The following is a 12458-nucleotide window of genomic DNA, read 5'->3' on the forward strand; positions in this document are numbered from 1 at the left end:
AAGGGGTTAAGCTCAGCGCCGTCGAGGCTGCCGTCAATCAGGCGGATGGCGTTACGGTTATGGGTCGCGGTCTGGAACCAGCGTTGCGGGCGCTTGTAGAAGGCGCAGGGCAGCCAAATGTTTTCCGCCTGTTTCCAGCCGATTTCCACGACGGCAAAGCCGTGACCAATGGCGTCCAGCAAGTCGAACAGCAGCATTTCAAACTCCGGCAGGTCCGAAAACCATTTCGTCGCGGCGTTTGCCATGGCCTTTTCCTGTGCGCTGGGATGACGCGGCGGCACAATGCGCCAGGTGATCGGCATCACCGAACGGCGGTGCTTGCTCATCTCGACAAACAGGTGGCCATCGCGCTCCTCCATATCAAAAAACAGGTCAGCCTGACGCACCGGATGCCCCTGTTCGGCCTCGCTCAGGATGCCATACACCCGGCGGATATTGATGCCCAGCCAGGGGTGCTCGGTCAGTTGTTGATAACGCAGGTGGCGGTCATCGGCAGTCTGTGGCTGCGTCAGGGTGCGGCGGCGCAACAACCGGGCCGTAAATATCGGTGAGCATGCCCATTACCAGCCTCCACGGGAAAAGCCCAGCCGTCCGGGGTGACGGTCACCGGACAATGAGCGGTATTCGGTTTTCGGGCCGTGGGTTACGGCCAGCGTCCAGAGCCTGTGCAGCACATCCGGGCCGTCGTCATGGTCGGCGCGGGGAAAGTAGCGCAGCTGCTGTATCAGAGTGGTATAGCTGGCGTGCAGCCGGATAAGCCCGTTTTCCATATGGGGCTGCAGGGTCTTGATACGCAACAGCTTGTCGGCATGGGGGATAATGGCCCGCGCCGGCACCGGGTGACCCAGCTGTGCCGCGCGTTTAATCAGCTTGGTGCGCAGGAACTCCTGGAACTGCACCGCCTCAATACTCCAGACCAGGCAGTGGTATTCCTTTTGCAGGGCGATGATGTTGCTGATAATGGCGTCCAGCAGCCGCTGGCGTATCTGCGCTCCCACCACATCCAGCACGCCGGTGGTGCGATTAAAACCGCCGGCCAGCAGCGGACGGATGGACCAGGAGACTTCCGCGCCTTCCTCCATCTCGGTACGGTGTGGCGTTATAAAAATCCTGCGCCGCGGCCTCCCCCTGGTTACGCAATACCTGCTCCCAGGTCTCCCACAGCGACAGGTTCACAGGCCACTGGCGCAGGGCCTTAAACCGTGCCTGCCGCCACAATGGGTTATTCAGGGTGCGGGACAACACCGAGTTCGTAATGTAGGATGGTGCCGATATACACCACACCGAGTTTTGCGCCCGCGCCGCCCAGCGGCAGCACGGTTTTTCTCAGCCAGCTTTCCAGCTTGTCGCGCTGGTCCGGGTTGCGCACCTGCTCGTCGTTCTCAATATCGTCCAGTATCACCAGGTCAGGTCGGTACGGCCCGTGGCGCAAGCCACGCAGCTTTTTGCCGCTGCCGGCCACCTGCACCTTGATATCATTGCGCGTCAGGATGGTGCCCATCTGCCAGACGCGACCGACACCGCAAGCTTCGGGGAAGTCCGCCCGCAATCGGGGGCTAAAATTCCAGCTCGGCTTTGATGGCTTCGAGCATCGGGTACGTCTGGTCGATGGAGTCCATCACCATCAGGGCATAGTGCTTGATGCCACGTACCAGACACCACAGCACAAACAGCTGACTAACCAGCGTTGACTTGGCTTCCCCGCGAGGCGCGGCGATGGCGCCCTGCTCGCCTTTCGGGCTGGCGACTATCTGTGGCAGCCGCTGAAACAGATAGCCATGCAGCTCACTGGAATCGGCATGACGGATATAGTGCGGGAAATAGGTCTGCACAAAATAGCGATAGTCGTTCACCGGATCAGCCACCTGTAAACGCCGCGCCGTTATGGCCTCGGACCCGGTATCAAAATCCAGGCATTCGGCCTCGATGGTGCGGCGCAGACTGGAGGCCAGCGCAGCCAGCGAGTGCTGGAATTTACGGATAGAAAATTTTGTCGCCATACAGGCTTTTTACCACAATCGGCACACGTCGCTTACCCCTCAGCAATCTGACTCTGTCTGATAAGCATGGCGGCCTCCATCGGGCCACTCAGTATTTGCAGGGCTATCCACATCGATTCGGCAAAAACAGCACGGTTCGTCTCGCTATCTGAAAAATTGTCGCGCACTAACGACACCAGTTTATTGGCGGTGTCGATGCGCTCCTGCGTATAAAATGTTGTGTCTTTAGTCATGATGTCCCCCTTTTAAATCACGTTTACAGCCAGTACCGCATTGATGCGCGACACCAGGGTCTCTGCCACCGTGTCAACGCTGCCGGCGACACTCGCCAAACATAAAAAGTGCGCACCGCCGTCCAGAGTGACAGACACATTCTCGCCGGCGACCCTGACCACGCTGACCTCGGCCGGGTCGAGGTACACGCCCGGCAACAGCTTGACCAGCTGCTTCATGCCAGCGCCGCCTCTATTTGGTTTTTGATGCGGGTTGACGCCTGAAAGGGTATTTCGCCATAGGCGACATCCACGACATCCACGACATCCACGACATCCACGACATCCACGACATCCACGACATCCACGACATCCACGACATCCACGATATCCACGGCATGCACCGCGCCGTCGCGCAGCTTGACAAACACCTCGCCGCCGTTGCTGACCCAAACCTTGGTGATGTCTGCCGCGATAACGGCCACCTCATCCCGGATTTCAACGAATTGATTAGCCATAATGTTTTTCCAGTATCGGTCCGAAAGCCTCAAGAATGTCAACAAACGCCGAGAACAGTTTCAGAGTCTCCATGGCGGTGGCCAGCTGGCTGGGTCTCGGGCAGGCTTTTTTTGCTGGCGGCAATGGACTTGCTCCACGTATCCGTTAAGCGTGCCAGCAGCTCACCCCGCTCTGGGGCACTTAATGTGTCAGCCAGATTGACTTTTCCAGTGTCTCCTGAAACTGCGCCATCAGGCTGGTCAGGATGGCGCGCGCGATATCTTCTGGCGCGCCATTGGCCAGCAGATGAGCGCTGCGTATTACCTCTTAGTCATCGCCATTGTTCAGCGCCTCTTTTTTTTCAGCGCCCGGCGGAATGCACACTGACGCCGCACTGGATTGCCGCCAGCTCCAGAGACAGGTTGCCGAACACATAAGCCCGGCGCAGCCCCTCGCGGGTGGTCCTGGAGTGCGCCATTACACCCCCAGTCGCGCCCGTATGAGCGCCCGCCCGGGGTGGCGACCACGCCGCCGGTGCCGTGCGCCCTTCACCTGCAGGCGGTCAAGGCGGCGGTCGATACCGTCGAGCTAGGTACGGAATGGTGCGCAGCTCTGCCAGCACCGGCGACATCACATCCTGTGGTTTCATGAATCAGGCTCCTCGTTATTTGTCGGCTTTGCGGTCGAGCTTGTTATCAATACGTTGAATACTGTCCTTGACGTCCTGCATCATGCCGGTCATCAGTTGCAGGCGGCGAAGTTCTTCACTGACGCTTTTAAGCCACAGGCCGCCGAGCGCCAATAGCAGGCTCAGGGCAACATTGAAGGCCAGATCAAGGCTCATCGCGAGGTCTCTCCTGTGCGCTATAGAAAGCGCTTATCGCCTGCAGCTGGGCTCGCAGGGGTCAGACACCAGGCCTCGTAGTCGCTGGCGTGGTGCAGCAACGCCGCCGGGCCAAGCCCCTTTAGGGGGGGCGGCGGCATGGGCGGCAACACCAGAAGGTTGGCCGGCGGGCGCAGACAGGGCAGTATTATCGTCGACGGGGGGGGGTAGCCGAGGGCGGCGCGGTAGCGCTGCAGTCCATCAGGTCCCATAAGCCATCGCCATCATGGGGATACGCTCACACAGATAGTCGCGCAGCGGCGCGAAGTTCCCCGACGCCCAGGCCAGTACTGAAAATCCTGGGCACAGCTTGCTGGAAAATTCATTATGGCCGTGCAGAGTGGTCTCGAGCCAGCGCACACGCAGCGTCAATACCTAGGTGCGCAGCACGGCCCACTGCGCCGACGTAAACTGGTCGGCGTTCACCAGGCAGAGACCCAGCAAATCGGCGTTATGGCCGCGCACATGGGCACCCACCACTTCTTCCACATCGCGCCCGATCAGCCACTGACCGTCAGCCTCAATCACCCCATGGTGGCCAATACTGGTCAGGCCGTTATCATTGGCCGGGGCGTCACGGTGAAAACCGCGCGCCCGGTGCCAGCGGTCAATCACCTGGGCGGCGTTTTCGCCGTCCCGGCCCAGGACGCACTTATTAAGTGTGGCGGCACAGTGAATAATGATGCGATGAATGGCGCGGGACATAAAAAACCTCATGCAGAACATGAGGCTATTGTGGCGCAAGGCGACCGGCGGTGCCGATGACGGGGGCGTAGAGGATAATACTCAGAACAGGGTGGGTTGCTCGGGCGGTGACCCCGCCTGACGCTGGCGCACCAGTTCGCGGACACGGATCGCGGCGATGCCATAGCGCGGGCACAATAGCGTCAGGGCCATGGTGGTGGACTCCCCTTCAGCCAGCAGCTGATCCAGCTCGGCCAGAAAGCAGCGGTTGCGCCAGGCACGCCCCGCCTCGTCACAGCGGGGGATATACAGCTCCTCGCCACCAAAATGGCGCAGCAGCAGCGCCCCCTGTGAGGGCGTCAGGACTTCCTGCAGCAGGGTAATGCGCCGCCCCCGCGCCGCGCAATTCCTTGCAGATGCGAAACGGCACCCCGCCGAAATGGCGAATAAGCGCCTCGGTGGCCGGAAAGCCTATCAGGCCGGTAATCTGCTGCACTGACTCCGGCAACAGCGTCTGCACCTCGGCGTAATCGGGCTGCAGCGACGCTTGCATCACGACCTCCCGTGCCGTTTGGCGTCCATAATCAGCATCTGCATCAGCTGGCGCACCTGCGCATCATCGAGCCATTTATTCTACGGGCTTTTTTCGCCCAGCATACGCGCAATCATGCCATTGAGGTAGCCCCAGGGCCGCCCGGCGCTGGCGAGCAGTGCCTCAATCTTGCTGAGCATCCTCTGACGTCCCGCTGCCACACGGGGCTTGTGGCCCTGTTTGGGGTAACGTGGTAAAACCCTGGCTGCACATTGCACATATAGCGCAGCACGCGCGTCTGCTCGGTGGCAGTGCAGTCCTTGGCGCTATTTTTACCGGTCTTGCGCAGCAGGAGGCCCCGGTAGATCTCCTCATCCCAGTCGAGTTTATTTTTACCCGTATGCGCCACTTTAATCAGATTTTTCATGAGCATCACCCCGAAGGGTCACCGCATGAGAGTGTCGTCCCGGCGAAGGCATCTTTTTCTCATCGAAGAGAGACACTGGAGGCAATAACCCCAGTGCGGTCAAGGCTCGCTTGCACTCGGCAAGCGGGTATTCGGTTACTGACGCATAAGACTGGCTCTCATCAGGAAATAATCGTTGCCAGGCGGCCTGCGCTATCTTGACCTGGTGCAGGGCATCCGCCAGTGCCTGATGCTTTTCACCATCAAACGGGATGGTGCGCACATCTATCCCCGACAGCCGCACCAGTGTGCGCAGGTCGGCGACATCCCAAAATGACCAGGGGTAACGGTCATTGCCCTGGTCGTCTTTTTGCGGGTCAACGCGGTCGAACCAGCTTTGCAGCAGGGGAATATCGAATACCGCGCCGTTACCCCAGGGCACGCGAGGTTTAGCGCAGTGGGTGGCGATAAAAGTCCGCAAGGCGCGCGCCACAACGTCGGGGCGCGCTTTACCGCCAAAAGCCTCGTGACGTGCCTCATCACTCTGTTTTTGCCACCATTGCAGGGTCTCGTCCTCTGGCTCACCGTATTTGAGTGCGGCCTGATAATCGATACGCGCATAAAATATCGGTCCAACCTGCCCCGTTGCTGGTTCAAACATCACCGCCGCCACCGACAATATCGGGTAACCGGCTTTTTTACCCCGCGTTTCCATATCGAGCATCACATTATTCATGGGTCTGTTCATCACTTGTCCTCAATGCTGTTTTTTATAGCGCATTACCGCCTGTTTCATTTGCTGGCGAATAGCGTCTGAATAAATCATGCGTTGTCGGGCATCATAAAAACGCAGGCTGAAGGGCGCCGGGACGAGGCGTGACTCCTGCACCAGACTGCGGTCATTAAGATAATAAAGACAGCGATTGCCGTTATCCCCATATTCACATTTAATCACGCGATATAACATATTTATGTCCTCCCGGGTGGGTTGAGAAAAACAGGTATGACGTTTATTTGGCGCAAGCCAGCACCGGCGGATTGACGCCATTCTAAAACAGAGTATTAATACATCGTTTATTCAGCATTCGGTGTCAGCTACAGAATGTTCGCAAAATAAGGCGCTACATTAATTTCAACCTCCGTGCAGGTAATTAAATCCGTTACACTGTTCAGTGTTCTTATTAATGTGCCCTCTTTTAAAATCCGGTTAGATAAATAAAGTGCGCGCCGACCGGATAGCATTGATTAAACTGTTCTGTCTTCATGATTCATACCCCGGCGATATCCAGCGACAGCGGCTGATATTGCCCGGTCTTGTCGATGCGCTCATAAAGGCGGATATAGCTCTTGCTGCTGACCATCTGCACCGCTTCCGCCAGCGCATCCATCGCCCGCAACCAGCGCGGGTCGGTAATATTATGGCGACGCAGCTGTAGAATACGGGCCGGATTAATATCACCGTTCTTATCGGTGGAAAACGCGTGGTCAATAATGGCCAGCAGCTCCGGTCGCGCATTCTGCGTCCATTCCGCCATGCAATCATCAATTAACGCCTTGGCGGGGCCTGGATGCGCTCATCAAAGGTAATGCGGTCTTGCAGCGCGCGAATGACCTTGTAGCGGCCATCAAAGGAATACAGCGTCACATTGCTTTTTCTGCCGCTACGCTTCACCCCGTATTGCTCAACCGACAAATCAATCAATGCCTGGATATCGACAAACGCGCGGTGTTTAAAATTTCTCAATGCCTCATGCAGCGGCCGGGCGCGTGCCACAATAGCTTTGACCAGCGCGTCGCGCTCCTTATCAATGGGCTTTACCATGGCGTCGGGTATCAATGCGCCCTTGGCATCCTGCCAGTAACCGGCGGGCACCGTATTGTCATGTAAGTTAGTGGACATGATGACCTCTCCTGCTAAATGTATTGGCAATAGAGCCTTTATTGATGGCCCCAAAATCAGCCCGGCACGATAATACGCTAGCAAGTGCATCGTGAATAAACTGGGCTTCCTTCTTTTCAACCTCACTGCCCGTACCGCTGGCATTGATATTTACATCAATGCCGATGGGGGTTTGCTGAACAATAATGTTAATTTCAATTGTCATGGTGACCTCAATATAATGATGCTGACCAAATAACCTTGCATTCACCTTTCATGAATACCCCTTGCTTAAAACCACCCGTGCGTTTTTGCCAACGGTGATATAATCCGCCTGACCCTTTTTTAATAATTACTCACAGAGTGTATGGTGTTCAATGCGGATAACCGGCTTACAGTCATGCAATATCACGCCTTTTATCGTTAAATACTGTATAACGGCTTCTGCCTGCGTCATCGCAGCGATAAGATAATTGTTGGTCGATACCATCTTTATGATGGACTGACATACTTTTCTCATTCAATGAATCAGCATTTCTGCATAGCGGTTGATTAACGTCACGGACATCCCCTGATTGTCGATAGCGCTTGTCCGGGCCACCCCGCGCACCAGTTTAAACAGGCGGCGATAATTGCCCCGTGAATGCTTGCGAAAGGCAGCGGCAATCTCGGGCACAAGCGGTTTATCCGAGACCTCGCCGTGCGATAGCAGGCTACCGAGAATGGCGCTGAAATCCTCGGCTTCGCTCTCTTTCCTGCGGAACGCCAGGGCTAACGCCATGCCCGCCCGGCTATAAAGCTGGGCGTATTCCCCGCGTGAGCCTTTCAGATTGAGCAGCAGGCGCGACATGCCCGCCAGGACAATGGCCACCCCGGAACGCTCGTGAATGCGGCGTAGGACCTCAAGCGCCCTGTAGGGCAGCAGCTCGGCCTCGTCAACCAGGACCAGCCAGTTTTTGTAGCGTAGCCCCTTGCACACACTCCTCGACCAGTTCGTGGATATTGCCGGTTTTTAACAGACCCAGCCGGGCGCACAGCGCCTGCAATAACACCTTGGCGGTATAGCCGGGGTCGGCTTCAATCAGAATAACGTCTTTGATTGGCGCTGTTGGCGCGCACATACTCTTTCAGTACCATGCTTTTCCCCATGCCGGCCGGGCCCCGTATATCACACCGATATCGCCGAAGTCATGCGTGGCACTAATCGGGTCGAGCGCCACCCTGGCCAGATGGGTCGGCACAAAATTCACCTTGATGTCCCGCCGGTGGGCGCGCTCTGTCTCACGGTCAAGAAGATCTCGCAGTGTGCCCTCGACGTTATCAATATTGCCGTTGTAGGGCCTCTTTAAATATTGTGAAATGGTCGCGCCGCTTAATCCGGTTTTATCGGCCACCTTGCGCTGGGTGTAGCCTGACCGCGCCATCAGCTGGAAAATACGTTCTCGCGTTGTCATACAATATAGCCTTACCGGTTATTATCGACCTGCTTGATATCGTGCTCATATTCGGATTCAAACAAATACACCTTGTCTTTTTCGGGTGCCGATACCTGGGGTATCAGCAGGCTGTAATCGCTCTCCCTAGGTGCATCAATCACCGGGCGTAATTCGTCTTTCGCATCCTGAATTTTGCTTTCGGCCAGTTTAATGCGACGCTTGGCGCGCGCTTCCAGCGCTTTTTCCACTCTGGAGACCGGCACCGGCGAGGCAGTATTGCCATTCCACAGCGCAGTACAGAAATAGGCACCGTCCATCTGGCGAATAATCACTTCATTAGGATTATGGATATCGTAAGCCACCCACACACCGTCTGGCGGTCTACCTCAATCAGCTCCCTGGCAAAATACGCGTTATTCAGTAATTTAACCCAACCGCGCCGGGCCCCGCGTTTTTCTTCTGGCATAAACATCTCGCGCAACTCGCCTGGCGTCAGGTATTTAATATCGTCCCCTTCCTCAGCCAACAGGGCCTTACGGTAGGCGGCCGGCGTCATTGATTTACCGTTGACCTTGGGCAGGGCGTGTGCTCGTGGCTGTGGTTATAGCGCTGCACCTCCTCCTCAATGGCGTCTATCAGCTGCCGCCAGCTGGGCAATATTGCCAGCGTTTTTTGCTGCGTGGCGTTCAGCTCCTTCCCCTGACGCAGGCCATTCGACAGACTCAGCAGTTTTTGCCCCTGCACCCGCGCTCCGTTGGCGTCGGCGCTCAATCCGTTATAGGTCTGAAAGCGCAGGGCCAGCCTGCGTGGCAGCACGCCGTTCGGCCGCTCGATAATGCCCCGCGCCTGCGGGTTACCGGGGATACCGGTAATATGCTCAATACCCAGCCGGGGAAAAATCCCGGTGATCTCCGCATCCAGCATCTTGTTGATCTCGCCGCCGCCGTTATCGGAGTAGGCAAACAGCAGCTTGCCGTGGTGCTGGATGGCATAACAACCACGCATCCGCTACCGCGATGGCGTTTTCTGCCAGTGACAGGCTTCAGCCCACCAGATAGCGGGTACGCCCGTCGAGCACCAAAGTCAGCTCCGGGGTAAAGGGCCGCCCGTGTATCGGATGCGCCACTTTCATGTTCAGCGACTTGCCGTCGGCTATCCAGCAGCCATTTACCGGCATCTGCGCCCAATCCCGCTGCTGGTACACCTGATACGCCTTGAGCGCCGAGCCGGTGACCCGGCCCTTTGACCCTTCGGTTGGGCGCAACCCGCTTGACCATGCGATTGACCTTGTCTCGTAGGTCGGCAGGGCCGCCAGCATGGTAGGCTGGTCATGGTATTTACTCTGCCAGTCCGCCTGAAATGCGCGGTAGGCTTCCAGCACCGTCGGGCAACGGGGTCAGGCATAATGCGGCTAGAACAGGGCGTAGAACCACGTCATATCCTCGGGGCGCTACTTCTTCAGCTTCCCGGGAGTCAGTATCGCCAGACGCTCCTGGCGCTGCTCAGCGCTGAGATAGAGACTCATCCATTCCTGTAGGCTGCTTTTGCCCACACCCCTTGCCGGGTGCGGCCCTTTTTGGCGTTAGTCAGCGTGCCGGCGCGCTGCAGGGCTTCGGGCAATGTGCCGGCCTTTGACTCATCGACGCAACGATAAAGGTCACCGCCGCAATGCGGGTCATGCCGGCCTGCTGTAACCGAACCACTTCCTGTGCCAGCATCATGCGCGTATCGGCAATCTGCTTCTGCTGATCGTTTAGAGCCTGCACTTTGCGCTCGAGCAGGGCCGGACATTGACGCATGATCGCCGGCTCATCGCGCGACTTGATGGCGGTACTGCGCTTGACCGACTCATCAACCGGCTGGGCCGGGGATTGCGCAATCAGGGATTTATAGTGCCGTTGTTTGATGATCTCGCGGGTTTGTTCCGGCAAATAATCGATGTGGTACTCGAAAGCCTTGGTGCCTGAACGCTTACGGACTAAATCGGGTGAATTTGCAGTCCTCTTATTCAATGATCAGCAAAGTCCCTGCAAGGTGTCAGGCAATCCGGGTAAACCGACTCACTCACCGTAACAAACATAATTACGACACCTTGCTCATATAACGACTCGGCCAAATGCTGGCCGGATCCACATTGAGCGCATTAGCGATAATGCGTTCACCTTTGGGATAGGGACGATACAGCGCGTTTTTTAACGTGCTGGACGCCAGCCCCGAGCCGCGGGAGAGATCTTGCATGGTGATCCCCTTCTTGTGCAGGGAAGCCCCGATATCAATCTGGTGCCAGTCACGATGATTCACTTCATTTCTATTTATCATTCGATTACCCTAAAGAGTTAACCATGCGGGTAAGTCATGGGGCTCACCCATACAGCAATGACATCTCAAACTTAAGACAAGTAAAGCAAATAATGAATTTTCTTTTCTGATCGCCTCATATAAGAGATATTTTTTGTATTTTATTAAATATAATCAATAAGTTATAGAGAAAAGAAAATGAGGAAGAAGAAAACAAGTAATTTTGCTTTTGATATGGATGGAAAAGAAAATTTTGTCGCACGCCTTAAACAACTTATGGGCAATAGAAGCGCCAGAGCTGCTGCAACTGAATGGGAGTTATCCTTCTCAACATTGCACAACTATTTAACTAGAGGTACAGAACCATCTTTTACAGTGGTGCAGAGCATTGCATATAAAAAACACGTCAGCCTGGGCTGGCTTGCATTTGGTTCATCATGCACTCAAAAAGAAGTGGCCTCAACTAGCGAGATTCAGTCGATTAACGAGAAAAGCCTAATAAAAAATCCTTTAGAAGCTACTTGGCATATAATTTATAAGTCGCTGCATAAAAAAGATTTAGAGGTATTAATAAGCCTGCTTTTGCAAGAAGGGGCAAAGGGTGTATTGGCGTTATCAGGACGTAAAGATGACTTAGATAGCCTGTTACTCCAACTTCCAAAAGAAGAAAAAGAACGTCTGATAGCCCTACACGAAGCTAAAAAGGGGGCGGTATCTGAAGAGTGTGCAGTAGAAGATGTGGCAAGCTTAAACTGTAAGAAAAGTGGAGCGGCCTAAATAAAGATTAGGCCATTATCTATCTCATTTCATTATTTTTATGATTTACTAATATTTTTTAACCTAATTTACATATATCTAATGTGATGCCCAAAAGGCGTTTAAACTACCTTTAAATCTGCTCAAACTACAGTCATTCGAGTCTAAAATTTAGTGCAAAAAAATCATTTTTTGCCCATTTTTTTGCGACGAGTTTAGAATCTGCAAAATCTCTGTAAGCCGCGCCATTAAAGAGCTTCCTGCTAACCTATCGTTTAACTTAAGAGTCCAGAAATGATTGCCACCCTACATCCTCGCAGGAAAATTCGACCTCATCGGTATAGTTGCGCGCGTGTTTTACAGAGTGCAGCGCCATCTCGACCACTTGGTCAAAGCTCTTTTTCAGCTTGGATTCCACATGCAGTGTCAAGGTGGCCAGGAAAACATGGATACGGAACGCTTCCGCCACGCGCAGCGCCTCGGCCGCGACATCAATATCGCGATCGACGCAGCGCGCCAGGCCGCAAACCCGGCTGTTTTTGATCTGGCGGGCAATGGTCTGCACCGACTCGAAATCGCCGGGGGAAAAGACCGGAAAACCCACCTCCATGACGTCAACGTCCATTCTTTCCAGCGCCTGCGCAACCTGCAGTTTCTCTTTTACTCTCAGGCTTGCCTGCAGTGCCTGTTCACCATCACGCAGCGTCGTATCGAAAATAATAACTTATTGGCTCATGGTCGATCTTTATTCTGTTGGTTTCCGCACACGCCGGCATAAAAAACCCGCGCAGTGCGCAGGTTTTTATCTGGAGTGACCCGAATTCAGTTCTGAATACCGTGCACCAGCCTGCCGCGCATTAATTCTGCGTGTAGT

Annotated in this window: 23 protein-coding genes and 4 pseudogenes; 1 reads left to right on the top strand and 26 read right to left on the bottom strand. The window is 55.1% G+C overall.

All coding sequences use genetic code 11. From position 1 onward, the window contains the following. The 25 genes and pseudogenes from ACTBDU_RS01595 to ACTBDU_RS01715 form a co-directional block, all read right to left on the bottom strand. Positions 1–527, bottom strand: a 527-nt coding sequence (locus ACTBDU_RS01595) for a phage portal protein family protein (RefSeq protein ID WP_438805316.1), incomplete at its 3' end; no start/stop codon positions are given. A gap of 33 nt (positions 528–560) precedes the next feature. Further along, positions 561–2000 (bottom strand): annotated as a pseudogene (gene terL / locus ACTBDU_RS01600) (phage terminase large subunit). Positions 2001–2032: 32 nt separating this feature from the next. Beyond that, complete coding sequence (locus ACTBDU_RS01605; RefSeq protein ID WP_438805317.1) at positions 2033–2233, bottom strand: hypothetical protein; 201 nt, start codon at positions 2231–2233, stop codon at positions 2033–2035. Between the two features lie 12 nt (positions 2234–2245). Then, positions 2246–2452 (bottom strand): hypothetical protein, encoded by a 207-nt coding sequence (locus ACTBDU_RS01610; RefSeq protein WP_438805318.1) that lies wholly within the window; start codon positions 2450–2452, stop codon positions 2246–2248. Further along, a complete protein-coding gene (locus tag ACTBDU_RS01615) occupies positions 2449–2730 on the bottom strand; it encodes a hypothetical protein (RefSeq protein WP_438805319.1) in 282 nt (93 codons plus the stop codon). Before ACTBDU_RS01615 ends, ACTBDU_RS01610 begins: the two co-directional genes overlap by 4 nt. Then, a complete protein-coding gene (locus ACTBDU_RS01620; RefSeq protein WP_438805320.1) occupies positions 2723–2854 on the bottom strand; it encodes a hypothetical protein in 132 nt (43 codons plus the stop codon). The genes ACTBDU_RS01615 and ACTBDU_RS01620 overlap by 8 nt, the downstream gene beginning before the upstream one ends. Positions 2855–3071: 217 nt before the next feature. Beyond that, the gene (locus tag ACTBDU_RS01625) at positions 3072–3188 is read right to left on the bottom strand and encodes a DUF1804 family protein (protein ID WP_438805321.1); all 117 of its coding nucleotides are present in this window, start codon (positions 3186–3188) and stop codon (positions 3072–3074) included. 186 nt (positions 3189–3374) lie between these two features. After that, entirely contained in the window at positions 3375–3554 is a 180-nt protein-coding gene (locus ACTBDU_RS01630; protein ID WP_438805322.1) for a hypothetical protein, read from the bottom strand. Between the two features lie 240 nt (positions 3555–3794). Then, a complete protein-coding gene (locus ACTBDU_RS01635) occupies positions 3795–3965 on the bottom strand; it encodes a hypothetical protein (RefSeq protein WP_438805323.1) in 171 nt (56 codons plus the stop codon). A gap of 3 nt (positions 3966–3968) precedes the next feature. Further along, positions 3969–4298, bottom strand: coding sequence for a hypothetical protein (locus ACTBDU_RS01640; protein WP_438805324.1), 330 nt, complete (start codon positions 4296–4298; stop codon positions 3969–3971). Between the two features lie 271 nt (positions 4299–4569). Beyond that, a complete protein-coding gene (locus ACTBDU_RS01645; RefSeq protein WP_438805325.1) occupies positions 4570–4830 on the bottom strand; it encodes a hypothetical protein in 261 nt (86 codons plus the stop codon). A gap of 301 nt (positions 4831–5131) precedes the next feature. Continuing rightward, positions 5132–5242, bottom strand: a pseudogene (locus tag ACTBDU_RS01650) (regulatory protein GemA); the annotation flags it as partial. Continuing rightward, positions 5220–5963, bottom strand: a complete 744-nt coding sequence (locus tag ACTBDU_RS01655; RefSeq protein WP_438805326.1) for a 3'-5' exonuclease — start codon at positions 5961–5963, stop codon at positions 5220–5222. The gene ACTBDU_RS01655 and the pseudogene ACTBDU_RS01650, both read right to left, overlap by 23 nt. Positions 5964–5972: 9 nt before the next feature. Continuing rightward, positions 5973–6170, bottom strand: a complete 198-nt coding sequence (locus tag ACTBDU_RS01660; RefSeq protein ID WP_438805327.1) for a hypothetical protein — start codon at positions 6168–6170, stop codon at positions 5973–5975. Between the two features lie 313 nt (positions 6171–6483). Continuing rightward, positions 6484–7115: pseudogene (locus ACTBDU_RS01665) on the bottom strand (DUF3164 family protein). Further along, positions 7105–7320, bottom strand: coding sequence for a hypothetical protein (locus ACTBDU_RS01670; protein WP_438805328.1), 216 nt, complete (start codon positions 7318–7320; stop codon positions 7105–7107). The pseudogene ACTBDU_RS01665 and the gene ACTBDU_RS01670 overlap by 11 nt, the downstream one beginning before the upstream one ends. 294 nt (positions 7321–7614) lie before the next feature. After that, positions 7615–8073, bottom strand: coding sequence for a hypothetical protein (locus ACTBDU_RS01675; protein ID WP_438805329.1), 459 nt, complete (start codon positions 8071–8073; stop codon positions 7615–7617). After that, entirely contained in the window at positions 8030–8215 is a 186-nt protein-coding gene (locus ACTBDU_RS01680) for a hypothetical protein (protein ID WP_438805330.1), read from the bottom strand. The genes ACTBDU_RS01675 and ACTBDU_RS01680 overlap by 44 nt, the downstream gene beginning before the upstream one ends. A 6-nt stretch (positions 8216–8221) precedes the next feature. After that, complete coding sequence (locus tag ACTBDU_RS01685) at positions 8222–8548, bottom strand: helix-turn-helix domain-containing protein (protein ID WP_438805331.1); 327 nt, start codon at positions 8546–8548, stop codon at positions 8222–8224. A gap of 11 nt (positions 8549–8559) precedes the next feature. Next, positions 8560–8898 carry a hypothetical protein gene (locus ACTBDU_RS01690; RefSeq protein ID WP_438805400.1) on the bottom strand — a complete coding sequence of 113 codons (339 nt, stop codon included), beginning with the start codon at positions 8896–8898 and terminating at the stop codon, positions 8560–8562. Further along, positions 8859–9086, bottom strand: coding sequence for a Mu transposase C-terminal domain-containing protein (locus ACTBDU_RS01695; protein WP_438805332.1), 228 nt, complete (start codon positions 9084–9086; stop codon positions 8859–8861). The genes ACTBDU_RS01690 and ACTBDU_RS01695 overlap by 40 nt, the downstream gene beginning before the upstream one ends. Beyond that, positions 9083–9535: a hypothetical protein gene (locus ACTBDU_RS01700; protein ID WP_438805333.1), complete on the bottom strand. Its 453-nt coding sequence runs from the start codon at positions 9533–9535 to the stop codon at positions 9083–9085. Before ACTBDU_RS01700 ends, ACTBDU_RS01695 begins: the two co-directional genes overlap by 4 nt. A 37-nt stretch (positions 9536–9572) precedes the next feature. Further along, positions 9573–9911, bottom strand: coding sequence for a hypothetical protein (locus tag ACTBDU_RS01705; RefSeq protein ID WP_438805334.1), 339 nt, complete (start codon positions 9909–9911; stop codon positions 9573–9575). A 205-nt stretch (positions 9912–10116) separates the two neighbouring features. After that, positions 10117–10542, bottom strand: a complete 426-nt coding sequence (locus ACTBDU_RS01710; RefSeq protein WP_438805335.1) for a hypothetical protein — start codon at positions 10540–10542, stop codon at positions 10117–10119. Between the two features lie 70 nt (positions 10543–10612). Further along, positions 10613–10849 carry a helix-turn-helix domain-containing protein gene (locus ACTBDU_RS01715; RefSeq protein WP_438805336.1) on the bottom strand — a complete coding sequence of 79 codons (237 nt, stop codon included), beginning with the start codon at positions 10847–10849 and terminating at the stop codon, positions 10613–10615. A gap of 177 nt (positions 10850–11026) precedes the next feature. On the opposite strand from ACTBDU_RS01715, the gene ACTBDU_RS01720 reads away from it, so the two are divergent. After that, a complete protein-coding gene (locus ACTBDU_RS01720) occupies positions 11027–11605 on the top strand; it encodes a transcriptional regulator (protein WP_438805337.1) in 579 nt (192 codons plus the stop codon). 283 nt (positions 11606–11888) lie between these two features. Here ACTBDU_RS01720 and ACTBDU_RS01725 read toward each other — a convergent pair. Further along, a pseudogene (locus tag ACTBDU_RS01725) lies at positions 11889–12305 on the bottom strand (2-isopropylmalate synthase); the annotation flags it as partial. Positions 12306–12458 lie beyond the last annotated feature (153 nt).

Source organism: Sodalis sp. (in: enterobacteria) (genome assembly GCF_051710625.1).
Taxonomy (GTDB): domain Bacteria; phylum Pseudomonadota; class Gammaproteobacteria; order Enterobacterales; family Enterobacteriaceae; genus JBPESN01.